19 protein-coding genes are annotated in these 21,071 nt (G+C 59.7%); 8 read left to right on the top strand and 11 right to left on the bottom strand.

Annotation, left to right across the window (positions count from 1 at the left end):
• Nucleotides 1–77: 77 nt before the first annotated feature.
• Both nrdB and yfaE read left to right on the top strand, forming a co-directional pair.
• Nucleotides 78–1,208 carry a class Ia ribonucleoside-diphosphate reductase subunit beta gene (gene nrdB / locus GNG29_RS15625; RefSeq protein ID WP_103180415.1) on the top strand — a complete coding sequence of 377 codons (1,131 nt, stop codon included), beginning with the start codon at nt 78–80 and terminating at the stop codon, nt 1,206–1,208.
• Nucleotides 1,208–1,462: a class I ribonucleotide reductase maintenance protein YfaE gene (gene yfaE / locus GNG29_RS15630; protein ID WP_103180417.1), complete on the top strand. Its 255-nt coding sequence runs from the start codon at nt 1,208–1,210 to the stop codon at nt 1,460–1,462. Before nrdB ends, yfaE begins: the two co-directional genes overlap by 1 nt.
• A gap of 83 nt (nt 1,463–1,545) precedes the next feature.
• On the opposite strand, the gene glpQ is transcribed toward yfaE, so the two are convergent.
• Together glpQ and glpT are read right to left on the bottom strand one after the other, a co-directional pair.
• Complete coding sequence (glpQ, locus tag GNG29_RS15635) at nt 1,546–2,607, bottom strand: glycerophosphodiester phosphodiesterase (RefSeq protein WP_103180418.1); 1,062 nt, start codon at nt 2,605–2,607, stop codon at nt 1,546–1,548.
• Nucleotides 2,608–2,618: 11 nt separating this feature from the next.
• Entirely contained in the window at nt 2,619–3,971 is a 1,353-nt protein-coding gene (glpT, locus tag GNG29_RS15640) for a glycerol-3-phosphate transporter (RefSeq protein WP_156654937.1), read from the bottom strand.
• Nucleotides 3,972–4,221: 250 nt separating this feature from the next.
• Here glpT and glpA point away from each other — a divergent pair, with 250 nt between their 5' ends.
• The 3 genes from glpA to glpC are packed head-to-tail and all read left to right on the top strand — an operon-like array spanning nt 4,222 to nt 8,244.
• Nucleotides 4,222–5,850 (top strand): anaerobic glycerol-3-phosphate dehydrogenase subunit A, encoded by a 1,629-nt coding sequence (gene glpA, locus GNG29_RS15645; protein ID WP_156654939.1) that lies wholly within the window; start codon nt 4,222–4,224, stop codon nt 5,848–5,850.
• A complete protein-coding gene (gene glpB / locus GNG29_RS15650; RefSeq protein ID WP_156654941.1) occupies nt 5,840–7,057 on the top strand; it encodes a glycerol-3-phosphate dehydrogenase subunit GlpB in 1,218 nt (405 codons plus the stop codon). Before glpA ends, glpB begins: the two co-directional genes overlap by 11 nt.
• Nucleotides 7,054–8,244 (top strand): anaerobic glycerol-3-phosphate dehydrogenase subunit GlpC, encoded by a 1,191-nt coding sequence (gene glpC, locus GNG29_RS15655; RefSeq protein WP_156654943.1) that lies wholly within the window; start codon nt 7,054–7,056, stop codon nt 8,242–8,244. Before glpB ends, glpC begins: the two co-directional genes overlap by 4 nt.
• A 32-nt stretch (nt 8,245–8,276) precedes the next feature.
• On the opposite strand, the gene GNG29_RS15660 is transcribed toward glpC, so the two are convergent.
• The 4 genes from GNG29_RS15660 to tctD form a co-directional block, all read right to left on the bottom strand.
• A complete protein-coding gene (locus GNG29_RS15660) occupies nt 8,277–9,476 on the bottom strand; it encodes a nicotinamide mononucleotide deamidase-related protein YfaY (protein ID WP_103180427.1) in 1,200 nt (399 codons plus the stop codon).
• A 93-nt stretch (nt 9,477–9,569) separates the two neighbouring features.
• The gene (locus GNG29_RS15665; RefSeq protein WP_103180429.1) at nt 9,570–10,109 is read right to left on the bottom strand and encodes a YfaZ family outer membrane protein; all 540 of its coding nucleotides are present in this window, start codon (nt 10,107–10,109) and stop codon (nt 9,570–9,572) included.
• 128 nt (nt 10,110–10,237) lie between these two features.
• Nucleotides 10,238–11,647: a sensor histidine kinase gene (locus tag GNG29_RS15670; RefSeq protein ID WP_103180430.1), complete on the bottom strand. Its 1,410-nt coding sequence runs from the start codon at nt 11,645–11,647 to the stop codon at nt 10,238–10,240.
• Nucleotides 11,634–12,308 (bottom strand): transcriptional regulator TctD, encoded by a 675-nt coding sequence (gene tctD, locus GNG29_RS15675; RefSeq protein ID WP_103180432.1) that lies wholly within the window; start codon nt 12,306–12,308, stop codon nt 11,634–11,636. The genes GNG29_RS15670 and tctD overlap by 14 nt, the downstream gene beginning before the upstream one ends.
• Before the next feature lie 149 nt (nt 12,309–12,457).
• Here tctD and GNG29_RS15680 point away from each other — a divergent pair, with 149 nt between their 5' ends.
• Genes GNG29_RS15680 through GNG29_RS15690 form a run of 3 tightly spaced genes read left to right on the top strand, consistent with a single transcriptional unit; the run spans nt 12,458 to nt 15,407 of the window.
• Nucleotides 12,458–13,438: a tripartite tricarboxylate transporter substrate binding protein gene (locus GNG29_RS15680; protein WP_114314389.1), complete on the top strand. Its 981-nt coding sequence runs from the start codon at nt 12,458–12,460 to the stop codon at nt 13,436–13,438.
• An 11-nt stretch (nt 13,439–13,449) separates the two neighbouring features.
• Complete coding sequence (locus tag GNG29_RS15685; RefSeq protein ID WP_103180436.1) at nt 13,450–13,881, top strand: tripartite tricarboxylate transporter TctB family protein; 432 nt, start codon at nt 13,450–13,452, stop codon at nt 13,879–13,881.
• An 11-nt stretch (nt 13,882–13,892) separates the two neighbouring features.
• On the top strand, nt 13,893–15,407 hold the full coding sequence (locus GNG29_RS15690; RefSeq protein ID WP_103180438.1) for a tripartite tricarboxylate transporter permease: 1,515 nt from the start codon (nt 13,893–13,895) through the stop codon (nt 15,405–15,407).
• On the opposite strand, the gene menE is transcribed toward GNG29_RS15690, so the two are convergent.
• Genes menE through menD form a run of 5 tightly spaced genes read right to left on the bottom strand, consistent with a single transcriptional unit; the run spans nt 15,408 to nt 21,028 of the window.
• A complete protein-coding gene (gene menE, locus GNG29_RS15695; RefSeq protein ID WP_156654944.1) occupies nt 15,408–16,769 on the bottom strand; it encodes an o-succinylbenzoate--CoA ligase in 1,362 nt (453 codons plus the stop codon).
• Entirely contained in the window at nt 16,766–17,731 is a 966-nt protein-coding gene (menC, locus tag GNG29_RS15700) for an o-succinylbenzoate synthase (RefSeq protein WP_156654945.1), read from the bottom strand. The genes menE and menC overlap by 4 nt, the downstream gene beginning before the upstream one ends.
• Nucleotides 17,731–18,588 carry a 1,4-dihydroxy-2-naphthoyl-CoA synthase gene (gene menB, locus GNG29_RS15705; RefSeq protein ID WP_156654946.1) on the bottom strand — a complete coding sequence of 286 codons (858 nt, stop codon included), beginning with the start codon at nt 18,586–18,588 and terminating at the stop codon, nt 17,731–17,733. Before menB ends, menC begins: the two co-directional genes overlap by 1 nt.
• Nucleotides 18,585–19,361: a 2-succinyl-6-hydroxy-2,4-cyclohexadiene-1-carboxylate synthase gene (gene menH / locus GNG29_RS15710; RefSeq protein ID WP_156654947.1), complete on the bottom strand. Its 777-nt coding sequence runs from the start codon at nt 19,359–19,361 to the stop codon at nt 18,585–18,587. Before menH ends, menB begins: the two co-directional genes overlap by 4 nt.
• The gene (menD, locus tag GNG29_RS15715; RefSeq protein WP_103180447.1) at nt 19,358–21,028 is read right to left on the bottom strand and encodes a 2-succinyl-5-enolpyruvyl-6-hydroxy-3-cyclohexene-1-carboxylic-acid synthase; all 1,671 of its coding nucleotides are present in this window, start codon (nt 21,026–21,028) and stop codon (nt 19,358–19,360) included. The genes menH and menD overlap by 4 nt, the downstream gene beginning before the upstream one ends.
• Nucleotides 21,029–21,071 lie beyond the last annotated feature (43 nt).

Consider the following 21,071-nt stretch of genomic DNA (forward strand, 5'->3'; position numbering starts at 1 on the left):
AATGCCGGGTGGCGCTACGCTTACCCGGCCTACGATTTTGTTTGCCCGATCTACAAAATCTCTCACAGGACACACTCATGGCATACACCACCTTTTCACAGACGAAAAACGACCAGCTCAAAGAGCCGATGTTCTTCGGCCAGCCGGTCAACGTGGCGCGCTACGATCAGCAAAAATATGACATCTTCGAAAAGCTGATTGAAAAGCAACTCTCTTTCTTCTGGCGTCCGGAAGAAGTTGACGTTTCACGCGACCGCATCGATTTCCAGGCGCTGCCGGAACACGAAAAGCACATTTTCCTCAGCAACCTGAAGTATCAGACGCTGCTGGACTCCATCCAGGGGCGCAGCCCGAACGTGGCATTGCTGCCGCTGATCTCCATCCCGGAGCTGGAGACCTGGGTCGAGACGTGGGCGTTCTCCGAGACGATCCACTCCCGCTCCTATACCCACATCATCCGTAACATCGTCAACGATCCGGCGATTGTCTTCGATGATATCGTCACCAACGAACAGATCCTGAAGCGTGCGGAAGGCATCTCCCACTTCTACGACGATCTGATCGAGATGACCAGCTACTGGCACCTGCTGGGTGAAGGCACCCACACCGTAAACGGCAAAACCGTCACCGTGAGCCTGCGCGAGCTGAAGAAGAAGCTCTACCTGTGCCTGATGAGCGTGAACGCGCTGGAAGCGATCCGCTTCTACGTCAGCTTCGCCTGCTCCTTCGCCTTTGCGGAACGCGAGCTGATGGAAGGCAACGCCAAAATCATTCGCCTCATCGCCCGCGATGAAGCCCTGCACTTGACCGGTACCCAGCATATGCTGAACCTGCTGCGCAGCGGCGTGGACGATCCGGAGATGGCCGAGATTGCGGAAGAGTGCAAGCAGGAGAGCTATGACCTGTTTGTCCAGGCGGCACAGCAGGAGAAAGAGTGGGCGGAGTATCTGTTCCAGGGCGGCTCCATGATCGGCCTGAACAAAGATATTCTCTGCCAGTACGTCGAGTACATCACCAACATCCGCATGCAGGCGGTCGGCCTGGATCTGCCGTTCCAGACCCGCTCCAACCCGATCCCGTGGATCAACACCTGGCTGGTCTCTGACAACGTGCAGGTGGCGCCGCAGGAGGTGGAAGTGAGCTCCTACCTGGTCGGTCAGATTGACTCCGAAGTCAACACCGACGATTTGAGCGACTTCCAGCTCTGATGAGCCGCGTAACGCTTCGTCTTTCTGGCACAGAGCTTCTGTGCCAGGAAGAGCACCCCTCCCTGCTTATTGCGCTGGAATCCCACCAGATTGCCGTTGAATACCAGTGCCGCGAAGGCTATTGCGGCTCCTGCCGCTGTCGTCTGGTGACCGGTCAGGTTGACTGGATAACTGAACCACTGGCCTTCATCAACGACGGTGAAATTTTGCCCTGCTGCTGCCGGGCGAAAGGGGATATAGAGATCGAGATGTGATTGTGCCGGGTGGCGCTTCGCTTACCCGGCCTACAAAACCGCAGTCCATAGGCCGGGTAAGGCGCAGCCACCACCCGGCAATTTCAGCCTTTATCCTTCAAAAAGCTCACCGCTTTATCCGGGAAGTCCGTAAACAAACCGTCCACGTCCGCCTGCTTATATAACACCTCGTAAAGCTGATTCACGTCTGTGGCGTACGGCGGCAACTGGTCAGCACGCACCGTATACGGATGCACCTGCATCTTGCTGGCATGCGCCTCTTTCACCATCGCCGTTAGCTTCACGTGACCCGGGGTTGAACCTTCCGCCACCAGCATGTGGTAATCGGGTCCGATCCCGTCGGCGTACTGCGCGATCTGCTTCATCGCACCCGGTTTGAACATCCAGTCGTAGTTGTAATTTACCCACTTGCCGTCTGCCTGCTTCTCCTGGGTTTCATTCCAGTCGGTATAGGCGATCAGCTGAACCAGATTGAGATCCATCCCCATCTTTGGCTCCAGCTCGGTTTTGATGCGCTTCAGTTCCGCGGCGTCAAAACACTGGAGCCAGACTTTGTCCTTCTTGCTGGTGTAGCCGTACTGCTTCAGCACCTCCAGCGTTTTCGCGGCGATATCCTTCCCTTCCTGGTGATGGAACCACGGGGCTTTAATTTCCGGATAGATACCGATATTTTTGCCCGTCGAGTGGTTCAGCCCCTGAACAAACTCAATCTCTTCCTGGAAGGTATGGATGCGGAACTCAGATTTGCCCATCGGGAAACGTCCCGGATAAACCTGCACCTTCTTGCCGTTTTCAATCTCGAAGCCCTCGGTAAACTTCAGAGAGCGGATTTCATCCAGGGTGAAGTCGATGGCATAAAAACGGCCATCTTTACGGGCGCGGTCCGGGAAACGTTCCGCCACATCGGTCACCCGGTCAAGATAGTGGTCATGCAGGACGACCAGCTGGTCGTCCTTTGTCATTACCAGATCCTGCTCCAGATAATCGGCCCCCTGCGCATAGGCCATCGCTTTCGCCGGCAGCGTATGCTCCGGCAGATAGCCGCTTGCGCCGCGATGGGCAATAACGATTTTATCCGCCGCCAGGGCGGATCCGGTCATCAGGCCCGCCAGCAACAGACCGGCCGCTATTTGCGTGAATTTCATGGCAGTGCTCCTTATTGACGACGCGCCAGCACGTCCGCGTGGTGACGTTTTTCACCGATCATCACAACAATCAGCAGCAATACCGCCAGCACGCTGCCGCCGATCATCACCATAAAGCCGCCGTCCCAGCCGAAGAAGTCAACGGTATAGCCTACGATGGCGCTCGCCGCGACCGAACCGCCCAGGTAGCCGAACAGACCGGTAAAGCCTGCCGCCGTGCCTGCCGCTTTTTTCGGTGCCAGTTCCAGGGCATGCAGACCAATCAGCATAACAGGGCCATAAATCAGGAAGCCGATGACGATCATACAGGCCATGTCCACGCCCGGGTTGCCCGGCGGGTTGAGCCAGTAGACGACGGTGGCAATGGTCACGAGGGTCATAAAGAAGACGCCCGTCGCGCCACGGTTGCCCTTAAACACTTTGTCCGACATCCAGCCGCAAATCAGCGTCCCCGGGATCCCGGCGTACTCGTAGAGGAAGTAGGCCCAGGAGGATTTATCCAGCGCAAAATGCTTCACCTCTTTCAGGTAGGTCGGCGACCAGTCGAGGATGCCGTAACGCAGCAGGTAAACAAACACGTTCGCTACCGCGATGTACCACAGCAGTTTGTTCGGCAAGACGTACTTCATGAAGATCTGCTTTGCCGTCAGCTCTTCTTCGTGCTTCTCGCTGTAATCATCCGGATAGTCGTTTTTATACTCTTCAATCGGCGGCAAACCGCAGGACTGCGGCGTGTCGCGCATCAGCGCAAAGGCGATAATCGCTACCAGGATTGCCCCAAAGGCTGGCATATAGAGCGCCGCGTGCCAGTCGTTGAACCAGGCCATCCCCAGCAGGAACAGCAGCGGTGGAAGCCCGCCCCCGACGTTATGGGCGCAGTTCCAGACCGACACGATACCGCCGCGCTCTTTCTGCGACCACCAGTGCACCATAGTGCGTCCGCACGGTGGCCACCCCATCCCCTGGAACCAGCCGCAGAGGAACAGCAGCACAAACATAATGGCGATGCTGGAGGTCGCCCACGGCACAAAGCCCATAAACAGCATGACCGCTGCCGCCAGGATCAGGCCAGCGGGCAGGAACACGCGCGGATTCGAGCGATCCGACACTGACCCCATAATGAATTTCGAAAAACCGTAGGCGATAGAGATCCCCGACAGCGCGAAACCAAGATCGCCGCGTGAGAAGCCCTGTTCCACCAGGTAGGGCATGGCGAGTGCGAAGTTTTTACGTACCAGATAGTACGCCGCATAGCCAAAGAAAATCCCCATGAAGATTTGCCAACGCAGACGGCGGTAGAGAGGGTCTATCTCTGCCTCTGGCAGTCGCGCCCGATGTGGCGCAGGTTTAAAAATACTGAGCATAACAGCCTCCGTGGCCTTTCAAAAAGTGACCGGACATCACGCGCCCGGCTAGAGAGGCGGGGATGTTAAGAAATCACGGTGATTGTTACTGTGAATCAACGCACAGATTGTTACAGAAATATGACAGAATGCGCAAAAAAGCGCATTAAATCACGTTTCACTTTCGAATTTCGCTCGTTTGTGTTCGATATCAAACAAACCACAGTTTTTATGTGGCTAAATGAGACAAAACGAACACTGAGGGATGGCAATGACAATTCACGATCCACGCTATAGCGATGTGATTATCATTGGCGGGGGCGCGACCGGCGCAGGCATCGCCCGCGACTGCGCGCTCAGGGGGCTGAGCGTCACGCTTCTGGAGCGCCATGATATTGCAACAGGCGCAACCGGACGCAATCATGGTCTGCTGCACAGCGGCGCCCGCTACGCCGTCACCGACGGCGAATCGGCCCGCGAATGTATCGCCGAAAACCAGATCCTCCGGCGCATTGCCCGTCACTGCATTGAGCCCACCGACGGTCTGTTTATTACGCTTCCCGAAGACGATCTCGCCTTTCAGTCAACCTTCATTACCGCCTGCCAGGCCGCAGGCATTCAGGCGCAAGCCATTGATCCTGCCCTCGCGCGCCGCATCGAGCCTTCGGTTAATCCAGCATTGACCGGGGCGGTGAAAGTTCCGGACGGCACCGTGGATCCGTTTCGCCTGACGGCGGCCAACATGCTGGACGCCCGCGAGCATAGCGCGCGGATCCTGACCGGCCATCAGGTCACCGGGCTTATCCGTGAGGGGCATCGCATCGTAGGTGTGCAGGTCCTGGATACGCATTACAACGAACACCACGAGCTCTATGCCGCCGTGGTGGTCAACGCGGCGGGGATCTGGGGGCAACGCATCGCGGAATACGCCGATCTCTCTGTGCGCATGTTTCCGGCCAAAGGCTCGCTGCTGATCCTCGACCACCGCATTAATAACCATGTCATCAACCGCTGCCGCAAACCGTCTGACGCAGATATCCTTGTACCGGGCGATACCATCTCGCTAATCGGGACCACCTCCACCCACATTGACTACAGCGAGATTGATTTCAATCGGGTCACCGCAGAAGAGGTCGACATCCTGCTGCGCGAAGGAGAAAAACTGGCGCCGGTGATGGCCCAGACCCGTATCCTGCGCGCCTACGCGGGTGTGCGTCCGCTTGTTGCCAGCGATGACGATCCGAGCGGACGCAACGTCAGCCGTGGCATTGTGCTGCTTGACCACGCCGCGCGCGACGGGCTGGACGGCTTCATCACCATAACCGGGGGTAAATTGATGACCTACCGTCTGATGGCCGAATGGGCGACGGATGCCGTCTGCCGCAAGCTGGGCAATAGCGAACCGTGCGTGACCGCGGAACAGCCCCTGCCCGGCTCGCGCCAGTCCACCGAGAAAACAGTGCAAAAAATTCTCTCCCTGCCCGCCCCCCTGCGCGGTTCGGCTGTCTATCGCCATGGCGACAGAACGCCGTTGTGGCTGGGCGAAGGACGGCTGAGCCGCAGTCTGGTATGCGAGTGCGAGGCCGTTACCGCCGGGGAAGTGCAATACGCGGTGGAGAATCTGATGGTGAATAGCCTGCTCGATCTCCGCCGCCGCACCCGCGTCGGGATGGGCACCTGTCAGGGGGAGCTGTGTGCCTGCCGTGCCGCCGGGCTGTTGCAGCGTTTTCATACCACCACCGCCACCCAGTCGCTCGATCAGCTCAGCGATTTTTTAAACGAGCGCTGGAAAGGCATTCAGCCTGTCGCCTGGGGCGATGCCCTGCGTGAAAGCGAATTTACCCGCTGGGTGTACCAGGGGCTTTGCGGTCTGGAGAAGGAGCAACGCGATGAAATTTGATACGGCGATCGTCGGCGGCGGGCTGGCGGGTCTGCTCTGTGGCATCAAACTCACGAAGCAGGGACTGCGCTGCGCCATTATCACCCGGGGCCAGAGCGCCCTGCACTTCTCGTCGGGCTCGCTGGATCTGCTGGACGAAACGTACCGCGAAAAACTGCCGGCAGAGCATCCTTATCACCTGATCGGCGCGCAGCACATTGACCGCTTTGCCCTGGAAGCCGAATCTCTGCTGGCTGATTGTGGCGCACGTATGCAGGGGAGCGCCAGGCAAAATCACGCGCGCGTCACGCCGCTCGGTACGCTGCGCGCCGCCTGGCTCAGCCCGGAAGAGGTCCCCGTTGCCCCATTCAAGGCCACGCGCGTGCGGGTGGTGGGTATTAGCGGTTTTCTGGATTTTCAGCCCCATCTGGCGGCGGCCTCGCTCAGTCGCCAGGGGGTCAACGCTGAAACGGCAGAGATTGACCTTCCTGAGCTGGATCTCCTGCGCGACAATCCCAGCGAGTTCCGCGCGGTGAATATTGCCCGTTTGCTCGATAACGAAGAGAAATGGCCGCTGCTGTATGAGGCGCTCAAACCGCTTGCAGAGGGATGCGATGCGCTCTTTATGCCAGCCTGCTTTGGCTTAGGTGATAACCGGCTGTGGTGCTGGCTCTCCGATCGCCTGCCCTGCTCGCTCGGCCTGCTGTCGACGCTTCCCCCTTCCGTGCCCGGCATTCGCCTGCATACCCAGCTTCAGCGCCAGTTTGTGGCCCAGGGTGGCGTGTGGATGGCGGGCGATGAGGTGAAAAAAATCACCCTGACAGACGGCACGGTGAGCGAAATCTGGACCCGCAATCACGAGGATATTCCGCTTCGCACGCGTTACGCGGTGCTGGCAAGCGGCAGTTTCTTTAGCAACGGTCTGCTGAGCAGCCGGAAGGGCATTCGCGAGGCGATTATGGGGCTGGATGTGCGCCAGAGTGCCTCCCGCGCGGACTGGTATCAGAGCGATTTCTTTTCCCCGCAGCCCTGGCAGCAGTTCGGCGTGATTGTGGATAACCAGCTGCATCCGCAACTTTCCGGAAAGCCAGTTCCAAATCTCTACGCCATCGGTTCGCTTTTGGGCGGATACGATCCTATCGCCCAGGGCTGCGGCGGCGGCGTCTGCGCCATAACGGCGCTCTATGTAGCAGAGCAGATTTGCCAGCACACGGAGGCTGAACAATGAACGACACCCGCTTTGAAAGCTGCATCAAATGCACGGTCTGCACCACCGTCTGCCCGGTCAGCGGCGTTAACCCGCGCTATCCCGGGCCGAAACAGGCCGGACCGGACGGCGAGCGCCTGCGTCTGAAGGACGGCGCGCTGTACGATGACGCGCTGAAATACTGCATCAACTGCAAACGCTGTGAAGTCGCCTGCCCGTCGGATGTGAAAATCGGCGACATTATTCAGCGCGCCCGGGCACGCTATAGCACGCAAAAACCGTCGCTGCGCGATGCCATTCTTAGCCATACCGACCTGATGGGCAGCGTCTCCACGCCGTTTGCCCCGCTGGTGAACGCCGCGACCTCGCTGAAACCGGTGCGCCAGCTGCTGGATGCCACGCTAAAGATCGACCATCACCGCAGCCTGCCTAAATATTCCCACGGCACCTTCCGCCGCTGGTACAAATCCGTAGCGGCAGAACAGGCGCGGTATGCCGACCAGGTGGCGTTCTTCCATGGCTGCTACGTGAATTACAACCACCCGCAGTTGGGCAAAGATCTGCTGAAAGTGCTGAACGCCATGGGTACAGGCGTGCAGTTGCTGAGCAAGGAGAAGTGCTGCGGTGTGCCGCTGATCGCCAACGGGTTTACCGATAAAGCGCGCAAACAGGCCAGAAGCAACGTCTCGTCGCTGCGCGAGGCCATCATCGATAAAGGCATTCCGGTGCTGGCCACCTCCTCGACCTGCACCTTCACGCTGCGCGATGAGTATCCGCACCTGCTGGAGGTGGACAATACCGGCCTGCGCGAAAAGATTGAGCTGGCGACGCGTTTCCTGTGGCGCAAGCTGGACAGCGGGCAGACGTTACCGCTGAAAAACTTACCCCTGAAAGTGGTCTACCATACGCCCTGCCATATGGAAAAAATGGGCTGGTCGCTCTACACGCTGGAACTGTTGCGGTTAATTCCGGGGCTGGCGCTGACGGTGCTGGATTCGCGCTGCTGCGGCATTGCGGGGACGTACGGCTTTAAGCGTGAAAATTACGAAACATCACAGGCGATTGGCGCGCCGCTGTTCCGCCAGATTGAGGAGAGCGGCGCCGATATCGTGGTGACCGACTGCGAAACCTGCAAGTGGCAGATAGAGATGTCCACCAGCAAGCGCTGCGAACATCCCATCACGCTGCTGGCGAAGGCGTTGGGTTAGCTATCGCCGGGGCCGCCGCCCCGGCAAACCGGTTACTCAACGAACAGCGATTCCACCACGTTGATCCAGCCGTGCTCGCTGGCCACCTCCTTACCTGCCAGCCAGCGACGCAGCATGTTCAGCGCCATCATGGCGCAGACCTCCTGACGCACCGCCAGGCTGTGGCGGCTGATACCCATTTTGACTCTTAAGGCATGGGTCCCTTCCGGCGTGGCGAGCGCAAAATTGAGATACTCTTCATCCAGTCCCCCAACAAACAGCGCCAGACCGGCAAAATGTTTCACCCGGCGTTCTGACGCCCAGCGTGCCGTCTGCGCCAGCGTCTCCTGCTGGAAGGGCACCACTTCGCTGGCCAGCAGTGGGGCACTGGCCCGGTTTAACTGCAACGCCAGCAGGCCACCGGTAAACTGCTCGCTCAGGGTAACGCTCAGCTGGCGCGACTGCAGATGCTTCGCAATCTGCGCTGGTAGCCCTTCCGTACCCTCGAAAATAAGACTTTCGCCCGCCACGCGCTGCACTTCCGGCCAGAGCGCCAGCATCGCCGCTTTCTGCGTCGCAGGCCCGGTCAGCTTGAGTTCAATGATCGGCATGGAAGAGCGATAGCCCATGGATACCCCCGGTGGCAGCGGCAGGTGATCGAGGCTCTGCGCCAGATCGCTTTCCGAGCGGCCAAAGGTGGTCAGGCGCAGGCAGACTGGCGGTTCAGGCAGGGTAAAACGTTGACGAAGGCGCGGCAGGATCTGCTGTTCGACCATCACTTTAAATTCAGACGGGACACCCGGCGTGAAGAACATCAGGCAGCGGTTCAGTTGAACGGCGAAACCGCAGGCGGTACCCACCGGGTTATCGACCAGTTCGGCGCTGGCCGGGATTTCAGCCTGTTTGCGGTTGCTGGGGGCCATCACGCGGCCACGTTCGGAGAAGAAACGCTCCATCTGGGCCAGCCACGCCTCATGCAACACCAGCCCTTCGCCTTTGGCGGTCGCGGCAGCCAGCGCGCTGAGATCGTCGCCGGTGGGGCCGAGCCCACCGTTCACAATCAGCACGTCGCAGTGTTCGCTACGCTCGCGCAGAACAGTCACCAGCGACTCAAGACTGTCGCCTACGGTATTGCGGCGCGTTAACGGTAATCCTTGCTCAAAGAAAAGATCGGCAAGCCAGGCAGCATTGGTATCAATAATCTGTCCATGCAGCACTTCGTCGCCGGTGGATAACATCTCCACGTTAATCATTGTGTTCTCCCGCTTATATGGTGAAAACACTATAGCGCAATCACCGGCACGGAGAGGAGAGAAACTGGCGCGACGGACGCCGCGCCGGAGGGGTTAGAAGCCTGCGCTGACGCCCACGTACGGGCCGTCAGCCAGCGCGTTGTCGCGGTTGCCCTCTTTGCCCGCCAGGTTCAGATAACGATAGCCCGCTTCGATGGTAATCGGACGCATGATGGTCCAGCGCGCACCCGCGTTAGCTTCTTTATAGCTGTCGATACCGCTGGAGAGGGAGTCCGGAGAGTAGTAATACTCGCCGAACAGGCCGAAGCTGTCGCCAATTTTCCACTGCAGACCGCCGCCCACTGCCGCCGCGTAACCTTCGTCACCGTCGTTCGGGTTGGTATAGATGCCTTTACCGCCGACGGTCGCCAGGAATGGACCAAGCGGAACGTTAAAACCGAGGCCCAGGCTTGCCGCATCGCCATCGTCGTCGTTATGCGTCCAGCCGCCGGTCATCGCCAGGCCTGCGCTATCCGTGCCAAGACCAAAGCCCAGGTGGGTATAGTCCTCGCCCGCCGAGCCGTTGAAGGAAATAGCGTTGGCCGCTGCCGATACACACATCAGGCCTAAGCCCATTAATGCCACTTTTTTCATTGTCGTGATCCCGCACAATTTGTTCACAGATATCCAAAACCGCGAGATTTTAACCTGACTGGCTATGGGATCAATGGACTCCGTGTGCGTCGGACAATTAGTTTGTAACGATTTGATAATATCAACATTTACGTCATCAATAAAAAGCGCATTTTGACGCACAGACCGCCCAGATTTTCACTGGCCATCAGTTGAAGATGGCTGCGGTGCAGGCGGGCGATATCGTTGGCCAGCGCCAGCCCAATCCCGGACCCGGTGGCATCTCCTACATTATCCAGCCGATGAAACGGCAGCATGGCCTGGGAAATCTGATCTTCAGCAATTCCCGGTCCGCTGTCCTCCACGCTCAGCTCAACAGCGTCGTTAACCGTGTGCAGAGACACGGTGACGATGCCCTGCTGCGGGGTGTATTTGATCGCATTCTCCAGCAGGTTGGCACACAGTTCGCCCAGCAGCACCTCATCACCTTCAATCATGACGGATTGCTGAATGCCGTCATAACCTAAATCGATCCCCTTGCTGCGCGCCTGCGCCAGCCGGGAGAAGCAGCAGTTCTGCACCACCTGAACCAGATCCACCGGGGCAAACTGGCGCTCTCCCTGCTCTTTGTGCTTCACCGTGGAGAACTGCAACAGCCGTTCAGTAAGGACGATGGTGTTGTCCAGCGTCACGTTCATGGCGCGTAAACTCTCCTGCCACAGGGCCGGATCGTTTCGCGTCAGGGCAACGGAAACCTGGGTTTTGAGCACCGCCAGCGGCGTTTTGAGCTGATGAGAAGCATCGGCGTTGAAACGCTCCTGGCGGGAAAGCACGCCGCGTAATCTGTCGATATAGCGGTTAAAGGCCACGATCAGCAGCCGCGTTTCTGACCAGGGCAGCAGCTCCGGCAGCGGGGCCAGCAGCCCTGGCTCACGGCGCACCATCAGCGAGGAGAGCTGACGCATCGGGCGCAGCACGCGGCGCAGCAGCCAGGCGGTTAAGACCAGCGTCAGCAGCACCAGCAGCCCCTGCGAAACGAGCGATGAAAACAGGAGCTGTGTGGCGAGATAGCGCCGCGACTGCAAGGTTTCGGCGACGTAGATCTCCGCCATACCGGAAACATTGTCTTCGTTAATTGGCTGGAGCAGCTTCGCCACGCGGATCGCCTGGCCGCGATACTCAGTATGATAAAACCAGGCCAGCGCGGGATAGTGCGTGGTGCGCGACGTGGAGCGGGGCATATTCGGCAGATCGTCATAGCCGGAGATCACCCGCCCCTCCGGGTCAACCACCTTGTAATAGAGGCGATCGTTCATGTTCAGCTCGAAGCTGTCGAGCACCACCCAGGGAACATCGACCAGCAGCTTGCCGTTGTGCACCTCCAGCCGCTCAGAGACGGTACGCGCCGACGATAACAGCGTGCGGTCGTACGCCTGGGTCGCCGCCTGCAGGGCGCTGACGTAACTGTTAAAGGCCGACAATCCCCACAGCAACAGCAGCGGTAGGCCGAGAAAAAGCAGCAGTTGCAGATAAAGCGACTGAGGCTTAACCCACTTCATCGCCGCACTCCAGCACATAGCCCAGCCCGCGCAGGGTGGTGATCCGCACCCCGCTGCCAGTCAGTTTTTTGCGCAGGCGATGAATGTAGAGATCGAGACTCTCGGGGCTGACGTCGTCATTCAGGCTAAACACCTGATCGAACAACTGCTGGCGGGAGACGGGCCGGGTGCGGCGATGCATTAGCACCTTCAGCAGTGACAGTTCACGCGGGGTGAGCGAGAGCGGCTCATCGCGCAGCAGGAAAAAACCGTCGTCGTCATACTCCAGCTCCCCAAGACGCTGGCGTTCCTGGGTTCGCCCCTCGCTTCGGCGCAGCAGGGCGCGAAGCCTGGCGTCCAGCTCCTCCAGCTCAAACGGTTTTGGCAGATAATCATCCGCCCCGGCGTTCAGGCCTTTCACCCGATCCGCCACGTTGCTGCGTGCGGTGAGAAACAGCACCGGCAAGGTCTGGCCGCGTTTTCGTAAACGGTGCACCACCTCCAGGCCGTCAAAACCGGGCATACCGATGTCCAGTATCGCCACCGCGTAGTTTTCCCCCTGCAGCAGATGATCGGCAGCGCGCCCGTCAGAAACGCAGTCTACGGCAAAGCCTTCCTGCACCAGCGCTTTCTCCAGCCAGTGAGCCAGCTCACGATTATCTTCCGCCAGTAAGAGACGCATATCACATCCTGTAAAGTTGGTGTCGCGTTGAAAGGGAAATGAAAGGTTATTGTTTTAACAATCACGCAACGGAACCGCTACAAGGTGGTTCACATAATCAGAAAAAAACCCGTACCCGTACCCCCGGATCGCCGGCGTGAGGATAAACGATGAAAAAACAATTACTTTCAACGGTTGCTGCAAGCGTATTAATGTTGAGTGCCTCTGTTGTCCAGGCCCAGGACGCCCCGTCCCGCACCGAATGTATCGCCCCGGCCAAACCGGGCGGCGGTTTTGATCTCACCTGCAAGCTGATTCAGGTCAGCCTGCTGGAGACGAAGGCCATTGAAAAACCGATGCGTGTAACCTACATGCCAGGCGGCGTGGGCGCGGTGGCCTATAACGCGATCGTCGCGCAACGACCGGCGGAAGCCGGCACGGTGGTCGCCTTCTCCGGCGGCTCGCTGCTGAACCTTTCCCAGGGCAAGTTTGGCCGCTACGGCGTGGATGACGTGCGCTGGCTGGCCACCGTCGGTACCGACTACGGCATGATCGCCGTGCGCGCAGATTCCCCGTGGAAATCCCTGAAAGATTTGCTCACCGCCATGGAAAAAGACCCTAACAGCGTGGTGATTGGTGCAGGCGCCTCCATCGGCAGCCAGGACTGGATGAAAGCCGCCCTGCTGGCGCAGCAGGCGAAAGTGGATCCGCACAAAATGCGTTACGTGGCGTTTGAGGGCGGCGGTGAACCAGTGACGGCGCTGATGGGCAACCACGTGCAGGCAGTTTCCGGTGACCTCAGTGAAATGGTGCCCTACCTGAACGGGGATAAAATCCGCGTGCTGGCGGTCTTCTCCGAAAACCGTCTGCCCGGACAGCTGGCAAACGTGCCGACTGCAAAAGAGCAGGGTTATGACCTCGTCTGGCCGATTATCCGCGGCTTCTTTGTCGGGCCAAAAGTGACCGATGCCGAATACCAGTGGTGGGTCGACAACTTTAACAAACTGCAGCAGACAGACGAATTTAAAAAGCAGCGCGATCTGCGCGGGCTGTTTGAGTTCAACCTGAACGGTAAGCAGCTGGACGAGTATGTCAAAAAACAGGTGAATGACTACCGCGAGAAGGCAAAAGCGTTTGGCCTGGCCAAATAACCGGAGGCGCTATGAGCGATCGCATTTTTGCCGGGATCTGGTTGTTGCTCTGCATTGGCGGGATGTTCGTCGCCTGGCAGATCCACAGCGAATACAGCTATGAACCCGTGGGGCCACGCCCCTTTCCAATGGGCATTGTCGGCCTGATGCTGCTTTGCTCGGTGGCTATGCTGTTACGCCATCCGGATACCGTAGAGTGGCCGCCCAGACGCATTTTGCAGCGGCTGTTGGTGATGGTCATTGTGCTGCTGATGTATGCCTGGGGCTTTGAATGGCTCGGCTTCCCGGTGGCGACCGCCATCCTGACGATGGTGATCGGCATGCTGTTTAACGCCAGCCTCCCTGCGGCGGGGATCTCGGGTGTGGTGATGGGCATTTTCCTGTGGTACGCCTTTGACCGCCTGCTGGATGTGACGCTGCCGCTTGGCGCCTGGCTTAATTAACGGAGCACGCTATGGATACCTGGATTTACCTCTCACAGGGGTTCGCCGTGGCGATGACCCCGGAAAACCTGGTGATCGCCCTGATCGGCTGCTTCGTCGGGACGATCGTCGGTCTGCTGCCCGGACTTGGGCCCATCAACGGGGTCGCTATTTTGCTCCCGCTGGCGTTTGCCCTGCATCTGCCTGCGGAATCGGCGCTGATCCTGCTGGCGACGGTCTACATCGGCTGTGAATATGGCGGCCGTATCTCGTCAATACTGCTCAACGTGCCCGGGGATGCGGCGGCCATTATGACCGCGCTGGATGGTTACCCGATGGCGCGGCAGGGGCGCGGCGGCGTGGCGCTGTCTATTTCCGCCGTCAGTTCGTTCTTTGGCTCGCTGATTGCCATTGGCGGCATCATTCTGTTTGCGCCTGCGCTGGCCCAGTGGTCGCTGGCGTTTGGTCCGGCAGAGTATTTTGCCCTGATGGTCTTCGCCATTGCCTGTCTCGGCAGCATGATGGCGCAAAACCCACTGAAATCGTTTTTGTCTGCGCTGATTGGCTTAGGGTTAGCCACCGTCGGCGTGGATGCCAACACCGGGGTCTATCGTTTTACCTTCGACAGCGTTCACCTCTCCGACGGCGTGCAGTTTATCGTGGTCGTGATTGGTCTGTTCTCTGTCTCTGAGATCTTACTGATGCTGGAACATACCAGCAGCGGGCAGACGCTGGTGCGTAAAACCGGCCGGATGCTCTTTAACGCCAAAGAGGGCGCGCAGTGTATCGGTACTACGCTGCGTTCAGGGGTGATTGGTTTCTTTGTCGGCATTCTGCCGGGTGCCGGAGCAACCATCGCCAGCGCCATCACCTACATGACGGAGAAAAAGCTCAGCGGCAACAGCGACAGCTTTGGCAAAGGCGATATTCGCGGCGTCGCCGCACCTGAGGCGGCCAACAATGCCTCGGCCTGCGGCTCGTTTATTCCCATGCTGACGCTCGGCGTACCCGGCTCCGGTACCACGGCGGTGATGATGGGGGCGCTGACGCTCTACAATATCACCCCAGGACCGGCGATGTTTACCGAACAGCCGGACATCGTCTGGGGTCTGATTGCGGCGCTGCTGATTGCTAACGTCATGCTGCTGGTGATGAACATCCCGCTGATTGGCCTGTTCACCCGTATGTTGACCATTCCGCTGTGGTTCCTGGTCCCCGCGATCGCGGCCGTCTCGGCGGTGGGGGTGTATGCAGTACACAGCACCACCTTCGACCTGATTCTGATGGTGGTGCTGGGGGTGTTCGGCTACATCTTGCGTAAAATGCACTTCCCGATGTCGCCGCTGATTTTAGGGTTTGTGCTGGGTGAGATGCTGGAGCAGAACCTGCGCCGCGCTCTGTCCATCAGCAATGGTAATGTCTCCATTCTGTGGGACAGCAACGTGGCGAAGATCCTGCTGACGCTGGCGATTGTGGTGGTGGTCGTACCGCCGGTGCTGCGCCTGTTTCGCCGCCGTCAGCGTAAGCCGCAGCCCGATATCGGCTAATTACCCTGACAGTTGGGCATTCACCCACTGTGTTAACGCCTGGCGGGAGATCTTAATCCCGCCATTTTTTAGTTCTGCTGGCAGCACCAGCCAGTGCACGGGCTGCTCAAATCGCGCCATTTTGCCCTGTACCCACTCCGGGAAGCGGGTGAAATCCGTTCCCGGTTCACACTCCACTACCGCCACCGGACGCTGACCAAATTCGGCGTCATTCAGCGGGACAATAAAGACCTGGCTGATGTGCGGATGGGTCGCGATAATCCGCTCAAGGCTCTCCGGCTGAATGCCCTCGCCTCCGCTGAAAAAGAGGTTATCCATCCGACCGAGGATCGTCAGGCGACCCTCATGCAGCTCCCCGCGATCGCGGGTGGCAAACCAGCCCTCAGAATTTGTGAGCGGCAGCAGCGCGCCGTCGCGCCAGTAGCCTGAAGCCATGCTTTGCGCCCTGATCCACACTTCACCGTTAACAACCTGCACCTCCCTGCCCGGCAATGCGCAGCCCACGTCCGGCTCACCGTCAGCCTCTTTCGCGCAGACGGTAGAGGCAAACTCCGTCAGGCCGTAGCCACAAAACGTAGAAATACCCTGCGCGCGCGCCTGTTGCGTCAACTCAACGGGGATGGCGGCCCCGCCCAGGAGTACCGCTTTCAGCGCGATGTGCTGGTGTGTATTAAGCAGACGCCAGAGCTGGGTTGGCACCAGCGAGGCATGGGTACACCCCTGCAAGGCCTGCTCCAGCGGCTGCTTCTCGCGCACGGTTAAGCGCGCGCCGGCCTGCAGCCAGCGCCATAAGATCCCCTGCCCGGAGACATGAAACAGCGGCAGCGAAAGCAGCCAGTCGTCATCCTCGCCGTAGGGCATCAGCGCGAGGACACCCTCAGCGCTGGCAAGATGCGCCCCGCAGGTATGAACGGCCGCTTTCGGCAGCCCGGTAGAGCCGGAGGTGAGCGTCATTGAGGCCAGCCGCTCAGGCTGCCATGCCACGCTGTATTCGCCAGACTGTGCATGCATGCCAAGCGCGGCGAGTCCGTCATAGTGACCGTCCAGCACCAGCGCAAAACGCAGCGTCATTTGCAGAAGCAATACCTCCAGCAGCGGGCGCGGGAGCTGAGGGTTAACGGGAAGAATACGCGCGCCGCACTGGAGCAGCGCCAGCCATGCGAGCAGAGTCTGCGGATGATTATGGGCAAGCAGCAGCACACCGTCCCCCGCCTCCACGCCCTGCTGATGGAACCCTGCAGCCAGATTGTCGATGCGGGTGCAGAGCTGTTGCCAGCTCAGCACCTCGTCGTTGAGACGCAGAGCCGGTTTATCAGCACGCTGCTCGCGCCAGTGCCGCCACGGCCAGTCACTAAAACTCATTGCAACGGCTCCAGGGCCTCAACGCCCGCGCACGGCAGGGCGCTACCCGGCCACGGGCGAATAAGCTGGGTTTGCATCAGGTTTAACGTATCCAGCCCCGGGATGGTGTCGGGCGTTAACCAGGCGGCAATACGCGCCAGCTGCGTCAGCCCAAGGCTGGATTCGATGGAGGAGCTGATCACCGCCGTCAGTCCTGCGCTATGCGCTGCCGTCACCTGGGCACGCACCTTCGCCAGACTGCCCGTTAGCGTCGGTTTTATGACCACGGCGCTGACGCCCGGCTCGGCGGTAAAGGCAAAGTCCGCCTCGCGCAGGCTTTCGTCCCAGGCGATGGCTATGCCGGTTTCGCGGGCAAAGCCGCGTGAATCCTCACGGGTTTTGCACGGCTCTTCCAGAAAAGCGATGCGGCTGCGGTACGCCGGATTGACGTACTTCGCGAACTGCTGCGCCTTAAGCGGCGTCCAGGCGCGGTTGGCATCCAGACGCAGGCGCAGATCGGGGATTGCCTCCAGCAAGAGGTTAGCGACCATGCCGTCGCGTACCGCTTCGTAAAGACCGACTTTGATTTTCGCCACTTTCTCGCCGGGCATAGCGCTGAGCAGTGCAAACAGCTCATCCGGATCGCCGGTACAGAGCGGCGCGGCACGGTAATCGGCCTCATCAGGGAGGCTGCCGTCGAGCTCCGCGAGCGCACAACTGATGCCGAACGCGGCGGAAGGAACGTCGGGCAGCGGCGGATTCAGGCCTGTACGCCATTCCTCTACCCATGCCACCAGCGCAGCCTGCGCCTCCTCCAGCGACTCCAGGCTAAAGCCCGGCAGAGGCGAAATCTCGCCCCAGCCCTGCCCTTCGCCCTGCTGCAGTTGCACGAAGAAGCCATCACGGGTTTTTAACCGCCGTTCACGCAGCACCACGCCCGCGTCCATCGGTATCTGCCAGCGGTAAACCTGCGCGCTGCGCATTACGGGTTCCGTTTGTATTTGCTGAAGTCCGGCTGGCGCTTCTCGTTAAACGCGTTGCGTCCTTCCTGACCCTCTTCAGTCATGTAGAAGAGCATGGTGGCGTTACCCGCCAGCTCTTGCAGACCGGCCTGGCCGTCGCAGTCGGCGTTCAGGGCCGCTTTCAGGCAGCGCAGCGCCATCGGACTGTTCTGCAGCATTTCACGACACCAACGCACGGTCTCTTTTTCGAGGTCGGCAATCGGCACCACGGTGTTCACCAGGCCCATATCCAGTGCTTCCTGAGCGTTATACTGGCGGCAGAGGAACCAGATTTCACGCGCCTTTTTCTGACCGACAATGCGCGCCATATAAGAGGCACCCCAGCCGCCGTCGAAGGAGCCGACTTTCGGTCCGGTCTGGCCGAAGATGGCGTTCTCTGCGGCAATGGTCAGATCGCACATCATATGCAGCACGTGACCACCGCCGATGGAGTAGCCCGCCACCATTGCGACAACCGGTTTCGGGGAGGTGCGGATCTGACGCTGGAAGTCGAGCACGTTCAGGTGATGGGTACCCGCATCGTCCTGGTATCCGCCGTAGTCACCGCGTACTTTCTGATCGCCACCGGAGCAGAACGCTTTTTCACCTTCCCCGGTCAGGACGATAACGCCGATGTTGTCGTCATAGCGCGCATCCGCCAGGGCCTGAATCATCTCTTTGACGGTTAACGGGCGAAACGCGTTACGCACCTCTGGACGGTTAATGGTGATTTTGGCGATGCCGTCAGTGGACTTGTGGTAGCGAATGTCGGTATAGCCTTCGGAGCAGTCCAGCCATTCCACCGGTGCATAGAGCATGTTTTCATCAGGGTAGATCATAGAGTGTCCTTAATTGAAAGAAGGAGTATCTGGGCCAGACGCTCAGCCACCGCAGCGGGGTTTTCCCGATGGGCGTTATGTCCGGCGTGAGGAATTTCATGGCGGGTGGCGGTAAGCTGCCGGGCAATATCCCGAAACTTAGGGTCCTGTTCGCCATAGAGATAGAAAAAAGGAAGTGCGCACGAGGCGAGCTCAGGGCGTAAATCGGCTTGTTCGGCAAGCGACGTCGCCTGGAGCATGGCGGCCAGAGCTGGACCATTATTCTGGCTACGCAGGGCGACAAGCTGTTCGCGCTGCGCGGGGGTTAGCGAGGCAAATACCGGCTGCTGATACCAGTCGGCAAACACCGACGCCAGAGGTTCATGGCGCAAGCGTGCCGCCCACTGCGCATCGGAGGCGCGACGGCGCGCGCGCGCGTGTTCATCGCTCAACCCCGGATGCGCCCCCTCCACAATCAGCCCCTGTAGCCCCGGGGGCCGCTGGCAGGCGTGATACATCGCAATGCGGCCGCCGAGGGAGTACCCCACCAGCCAGTAATTTAGTATGTTGTAACTAATCAGGGTGCGATTGAGCAAGTTGCTGAGATGATGGAAATCACTCACCACAATGGAGGCCGACTCTCCGTGTCCCGGCAGATCGAGATAGAGGCGGGAATAATCGCTCAGGCGCTCCCCTGACACCTGCCATTCGCGGCAATCGCCGGAAAAACCGTGCAGGAAAACCAGCCAGGGCTTATCCGGCTGACCTTTACGCTGAGTTCCCGCGAGGATCATAGATGGCTTACCTGCGCCAGCAGGTTTTGCAGCATCTGCGCCCCGTCGCTGTCGTTTACCACCACCTCGATTAGCGTGGTGCCGGGTTTGCTCCACGCCGTGCTGAGCGCGCTCTCCAGCTCCGCCCAGTTTTCCGGGCGCTGATACTTGAGGCTGAACATCGCCGCCGCATGTTCAAACTGCACGTTCTGCGGCATCAGATAAAAGCGTTCCCGTTCGCTCTGCGGCGTCGGCAACAGGGAGAATATCTGGCCGCCATTGTTGTTGATCACCAGCAGCACAAAGGGCGCCGAAGCCTGACGAAGCAGCGCCAGCGCGTTCAGATCGTACAGCGCCGAGAGATCGCCGACGATCGCCAGCGTCGAACGGGCATTCGCGCGCTGAACCCCTGCTGCGGTTGAAATCAGCCCGTCGATACCGCTGGCGCCACGGTTACTGAATACCGGGTAGCCCGCCGGCAGGCGGGAGAAAGCGTCAATCAGACGCACCACCAGGCTGTTGCCCACAAACAACTGCCCCTGTTCGGGCAGATAGCGATGGATGCGGTGGGCCAGCTGCGCTTCACCGAATGCGTCGCTGTGTTGCGCCGTCAGTTCCCAGGCCTGGCGAGAGAGTTCAGGAATGTCGGTTGCCCAGGGGGCACGTTTTTCCGCCGGATGCAGCTCCAGCCACTCGGCCACGCTGGATACCAGCCGACGGCCACGATGGTGCGCGGGATCCAGCCGCCCTTCGCGGGAATCGACCAGCCAGTACTCTTCCGGCCTGCAGGTGGCCTGCCACTGCAGAAGACGTTTACCCGTCAGGCTGCCGCCAAGCTGCACCACAATCTGCGCCTGCTCCAGTTCGGTCACGGCTCTGGCGTTGCCGAGCCAGAGATCCGCGCACGGCAGCGGCTGGCCGGTCTGGGAGAGCACGTCGCCAATCAGCGGCCAGCCAAGCCGTTGCGCCCACTGCGCTACCTGCTTGCCTTCCTCGGCGCTCATCCTGCCCGCGATGACCACACCGCGTTTCTGCCGCCAGAAGAACCAGTCGCGCTGTTGGGGGCTTGAAAGCGCCGCCGGAGCGCGCAGCCAGGGTTTATCGCTCTGCCACCAGTCGCCCAGCGCCTGCTGCCACTCAAGATCGGTATCATCCATTTCGCCATACAGCGGCTCGGCAAACGGACAGTTGATGTGCAGCGCCCCGGCACGCAGTCCGCCCAGGGCGTTATCCACCGTCGAAACCAGCCAGCGGGCGGGAATATCGCGGGTCGGACGCGGCAGCGACAGGGTTTCTGTCGGATGGGTGGCAAAAATCCCCGACTGGCGAATGGCCTGATTGGCGCCGCAGTCGATCAGCTCCGGAGGACGATCTGCCGTCAGCAGCACCAGTTTTTCACCGGTCAGACCGGCTTCGATCAATGCGGGATAGAGGTTAGCCACCGCCGTGCCGGAGGTCACAATCACCGCCACCGGCTCATGGCTGGCTTTTGCCAGCCCCAGCGCCAGATGGCCGAGACCGCGCTCATCAAAATGGGTGTGATGAATAAAGGCGCGGTTTTCGGCGGCGGCCAGGGTCAACGGCGTTGAGCGCGAGCCGGGCGCAATGCAAACATGCCTGACGCCATGGCGGGTCAGGGCTTCAAGGATCACCGCCGCCCAGCGCCGGTTAAAGGAACTCACTGACATGGAATTGTCCGGTATCAATATTGCGACGTAGTATAAATAATAG

Origin of the sequence: Leclercia sp. Colony189, from assembly GCF_009740165.1 — a bacterium.
Classification (GTDB): Bacteria; Pseudomonadota; Gammaproteobacteria; order Enterobacterales; family Enterobacteriaceae; genus Enterobacter.

What these genes read in the sequence shown, in the direction of transcription:
- nrdB (WP_103180415.1), top strand. Translation starts at nt 78, where the DNA reads ATGGCATACACCACCTTTTCACAGACGAAAAACGACCAGCTCAAAGAG.
- yfaE (WP_103180417.1), top strand. Translation starts at nt 1,208, where the DNA reads ATGAGCCGCGTAACGCTTCGTCTTTCTGGCACAGAGCTTCTGTGCCAG.
- glpQ (WP_103180418.1), bottom strand. Translation starts at nt 2,607, where the DNA reads ATGAAATTCACGCAAATAGCGGCCGGTCTGTTGCTGGCGGGCCTGATG.
- glpT (WP_156654937.1), bottom strand. Translation starts at nt 3,971, where the DNA reads ATGCTCAGTATTTTTAAACCTGCGCCACATCGGGCGCGACTGCCAGAG.
- glpA (WP_156654939.1), top strand. Translation starts at nt 4,222, where the DNA reads ATGACAATTCACGATCCACGCTATAGCGATGTGATTATCATTGGCGGG.
- glpB (WP_156654941.1), top strand. Translation starts at nt 5,840, where the DNA reads ATGAAATTTGATACGGCGATCGTCGGCGGCGGGCTGGCGGGTCTGCTC.
- glpC (WP_156654943.1), top strand. Translation starts at nt 7,054, where the DNA reads ATGAACGACACCCGCTTTGAAAGCTGCATCAAATGCACGGTCTGCACC.
- GNG29_RS15660 (WP_103180427.1), bottom strand. Translation starts at nt 9,476, where the DNA reads ATGATTAACGTGGAGATGTTATCCACCGGCGACGAAGTGCTGCATGGA.
- GNG29_RS15665 (WP_103180429.1), bottom strand. Translation starts at nt 10,109, where the DNA reads ATGAAAAAAGTGGCATTAATGGGCTTAGGCCTGATGTGTGTATCGGCA.
- GNG29_RS15670 (WP_103180430.1), bottom strand. Translation starts at nt 11,647, where the DNA reads ATGAAGTGGGTTAAGCCTCAGTCGCTTTATCTGCAACTGCTGCTTTTT.
- tctD (WP_103180432.1), bottom strand. Translation starts at nt 12,308, where the DNA reads ATGCGTCTCTTACTGGCGGAAGATAATCGTGAGCTGGCTCACTGGCTG.
- GNG29_RS15680 (WP_114314389.1), top strand. Translation starts at nt 12,458, where the DNA reads ATGAAAAAACAATTACTTTCAACGGTTGCTGCAAGCGTATTAATGTTG.
- GNG29_RS15685 (WP_103180436.1), top strand. Translation starts at nt 13,450, where the DNA reads ATGAGCGATCGCATTTTTGCCGGGATCTGGTTGTTGCTCTGCATTGGC.
- GNG29_RS15690 (WP_103180438.1), top strand. Translation starts at nt 13,893, where the DNA reads ATGGATACCTGGATTTACCTCTCACAGGGGTTCGCCGTGGCGATGACC.
- menE (WP_156654944.1), bottom strand. Translation starts at nt 16,769, where the DNA reads ATGAGTTTTAGTGACTGGCCGTGGCGGCACTGGCGCGAGCAGCGTGCT.
- menC (WP_156654945.1), bottom strand. Translation starts at nt 17,731, where the DNA reads ATGCGCAGCGCGCAGGTTTACCGCTGGCAGATACCGATGGACGCGGGC.
- menB (WP_156654946.1), bottom strand. Translation starts at nt 18,588, where the DNA reads ATGATCTACCCTGATGAAAACATGCTCTATGCACCGGTGGAATGGCTG.
- menH (WP_156654947.1), bottom strand. Translation starts at nt 19,361, where the DNA reads ATGATCCTCGCGGGAACTCAGCGTAAAGGTCAGCCGGATAAGCCCTGG.
- menD (WP_103180447.1), bottom strand. Translation starts at nt 21,028, where the DNA reads ATGTCAGTGAGTTCCTTTAACCGGCGCTGGGCGGCGGTGATCCTTGAA.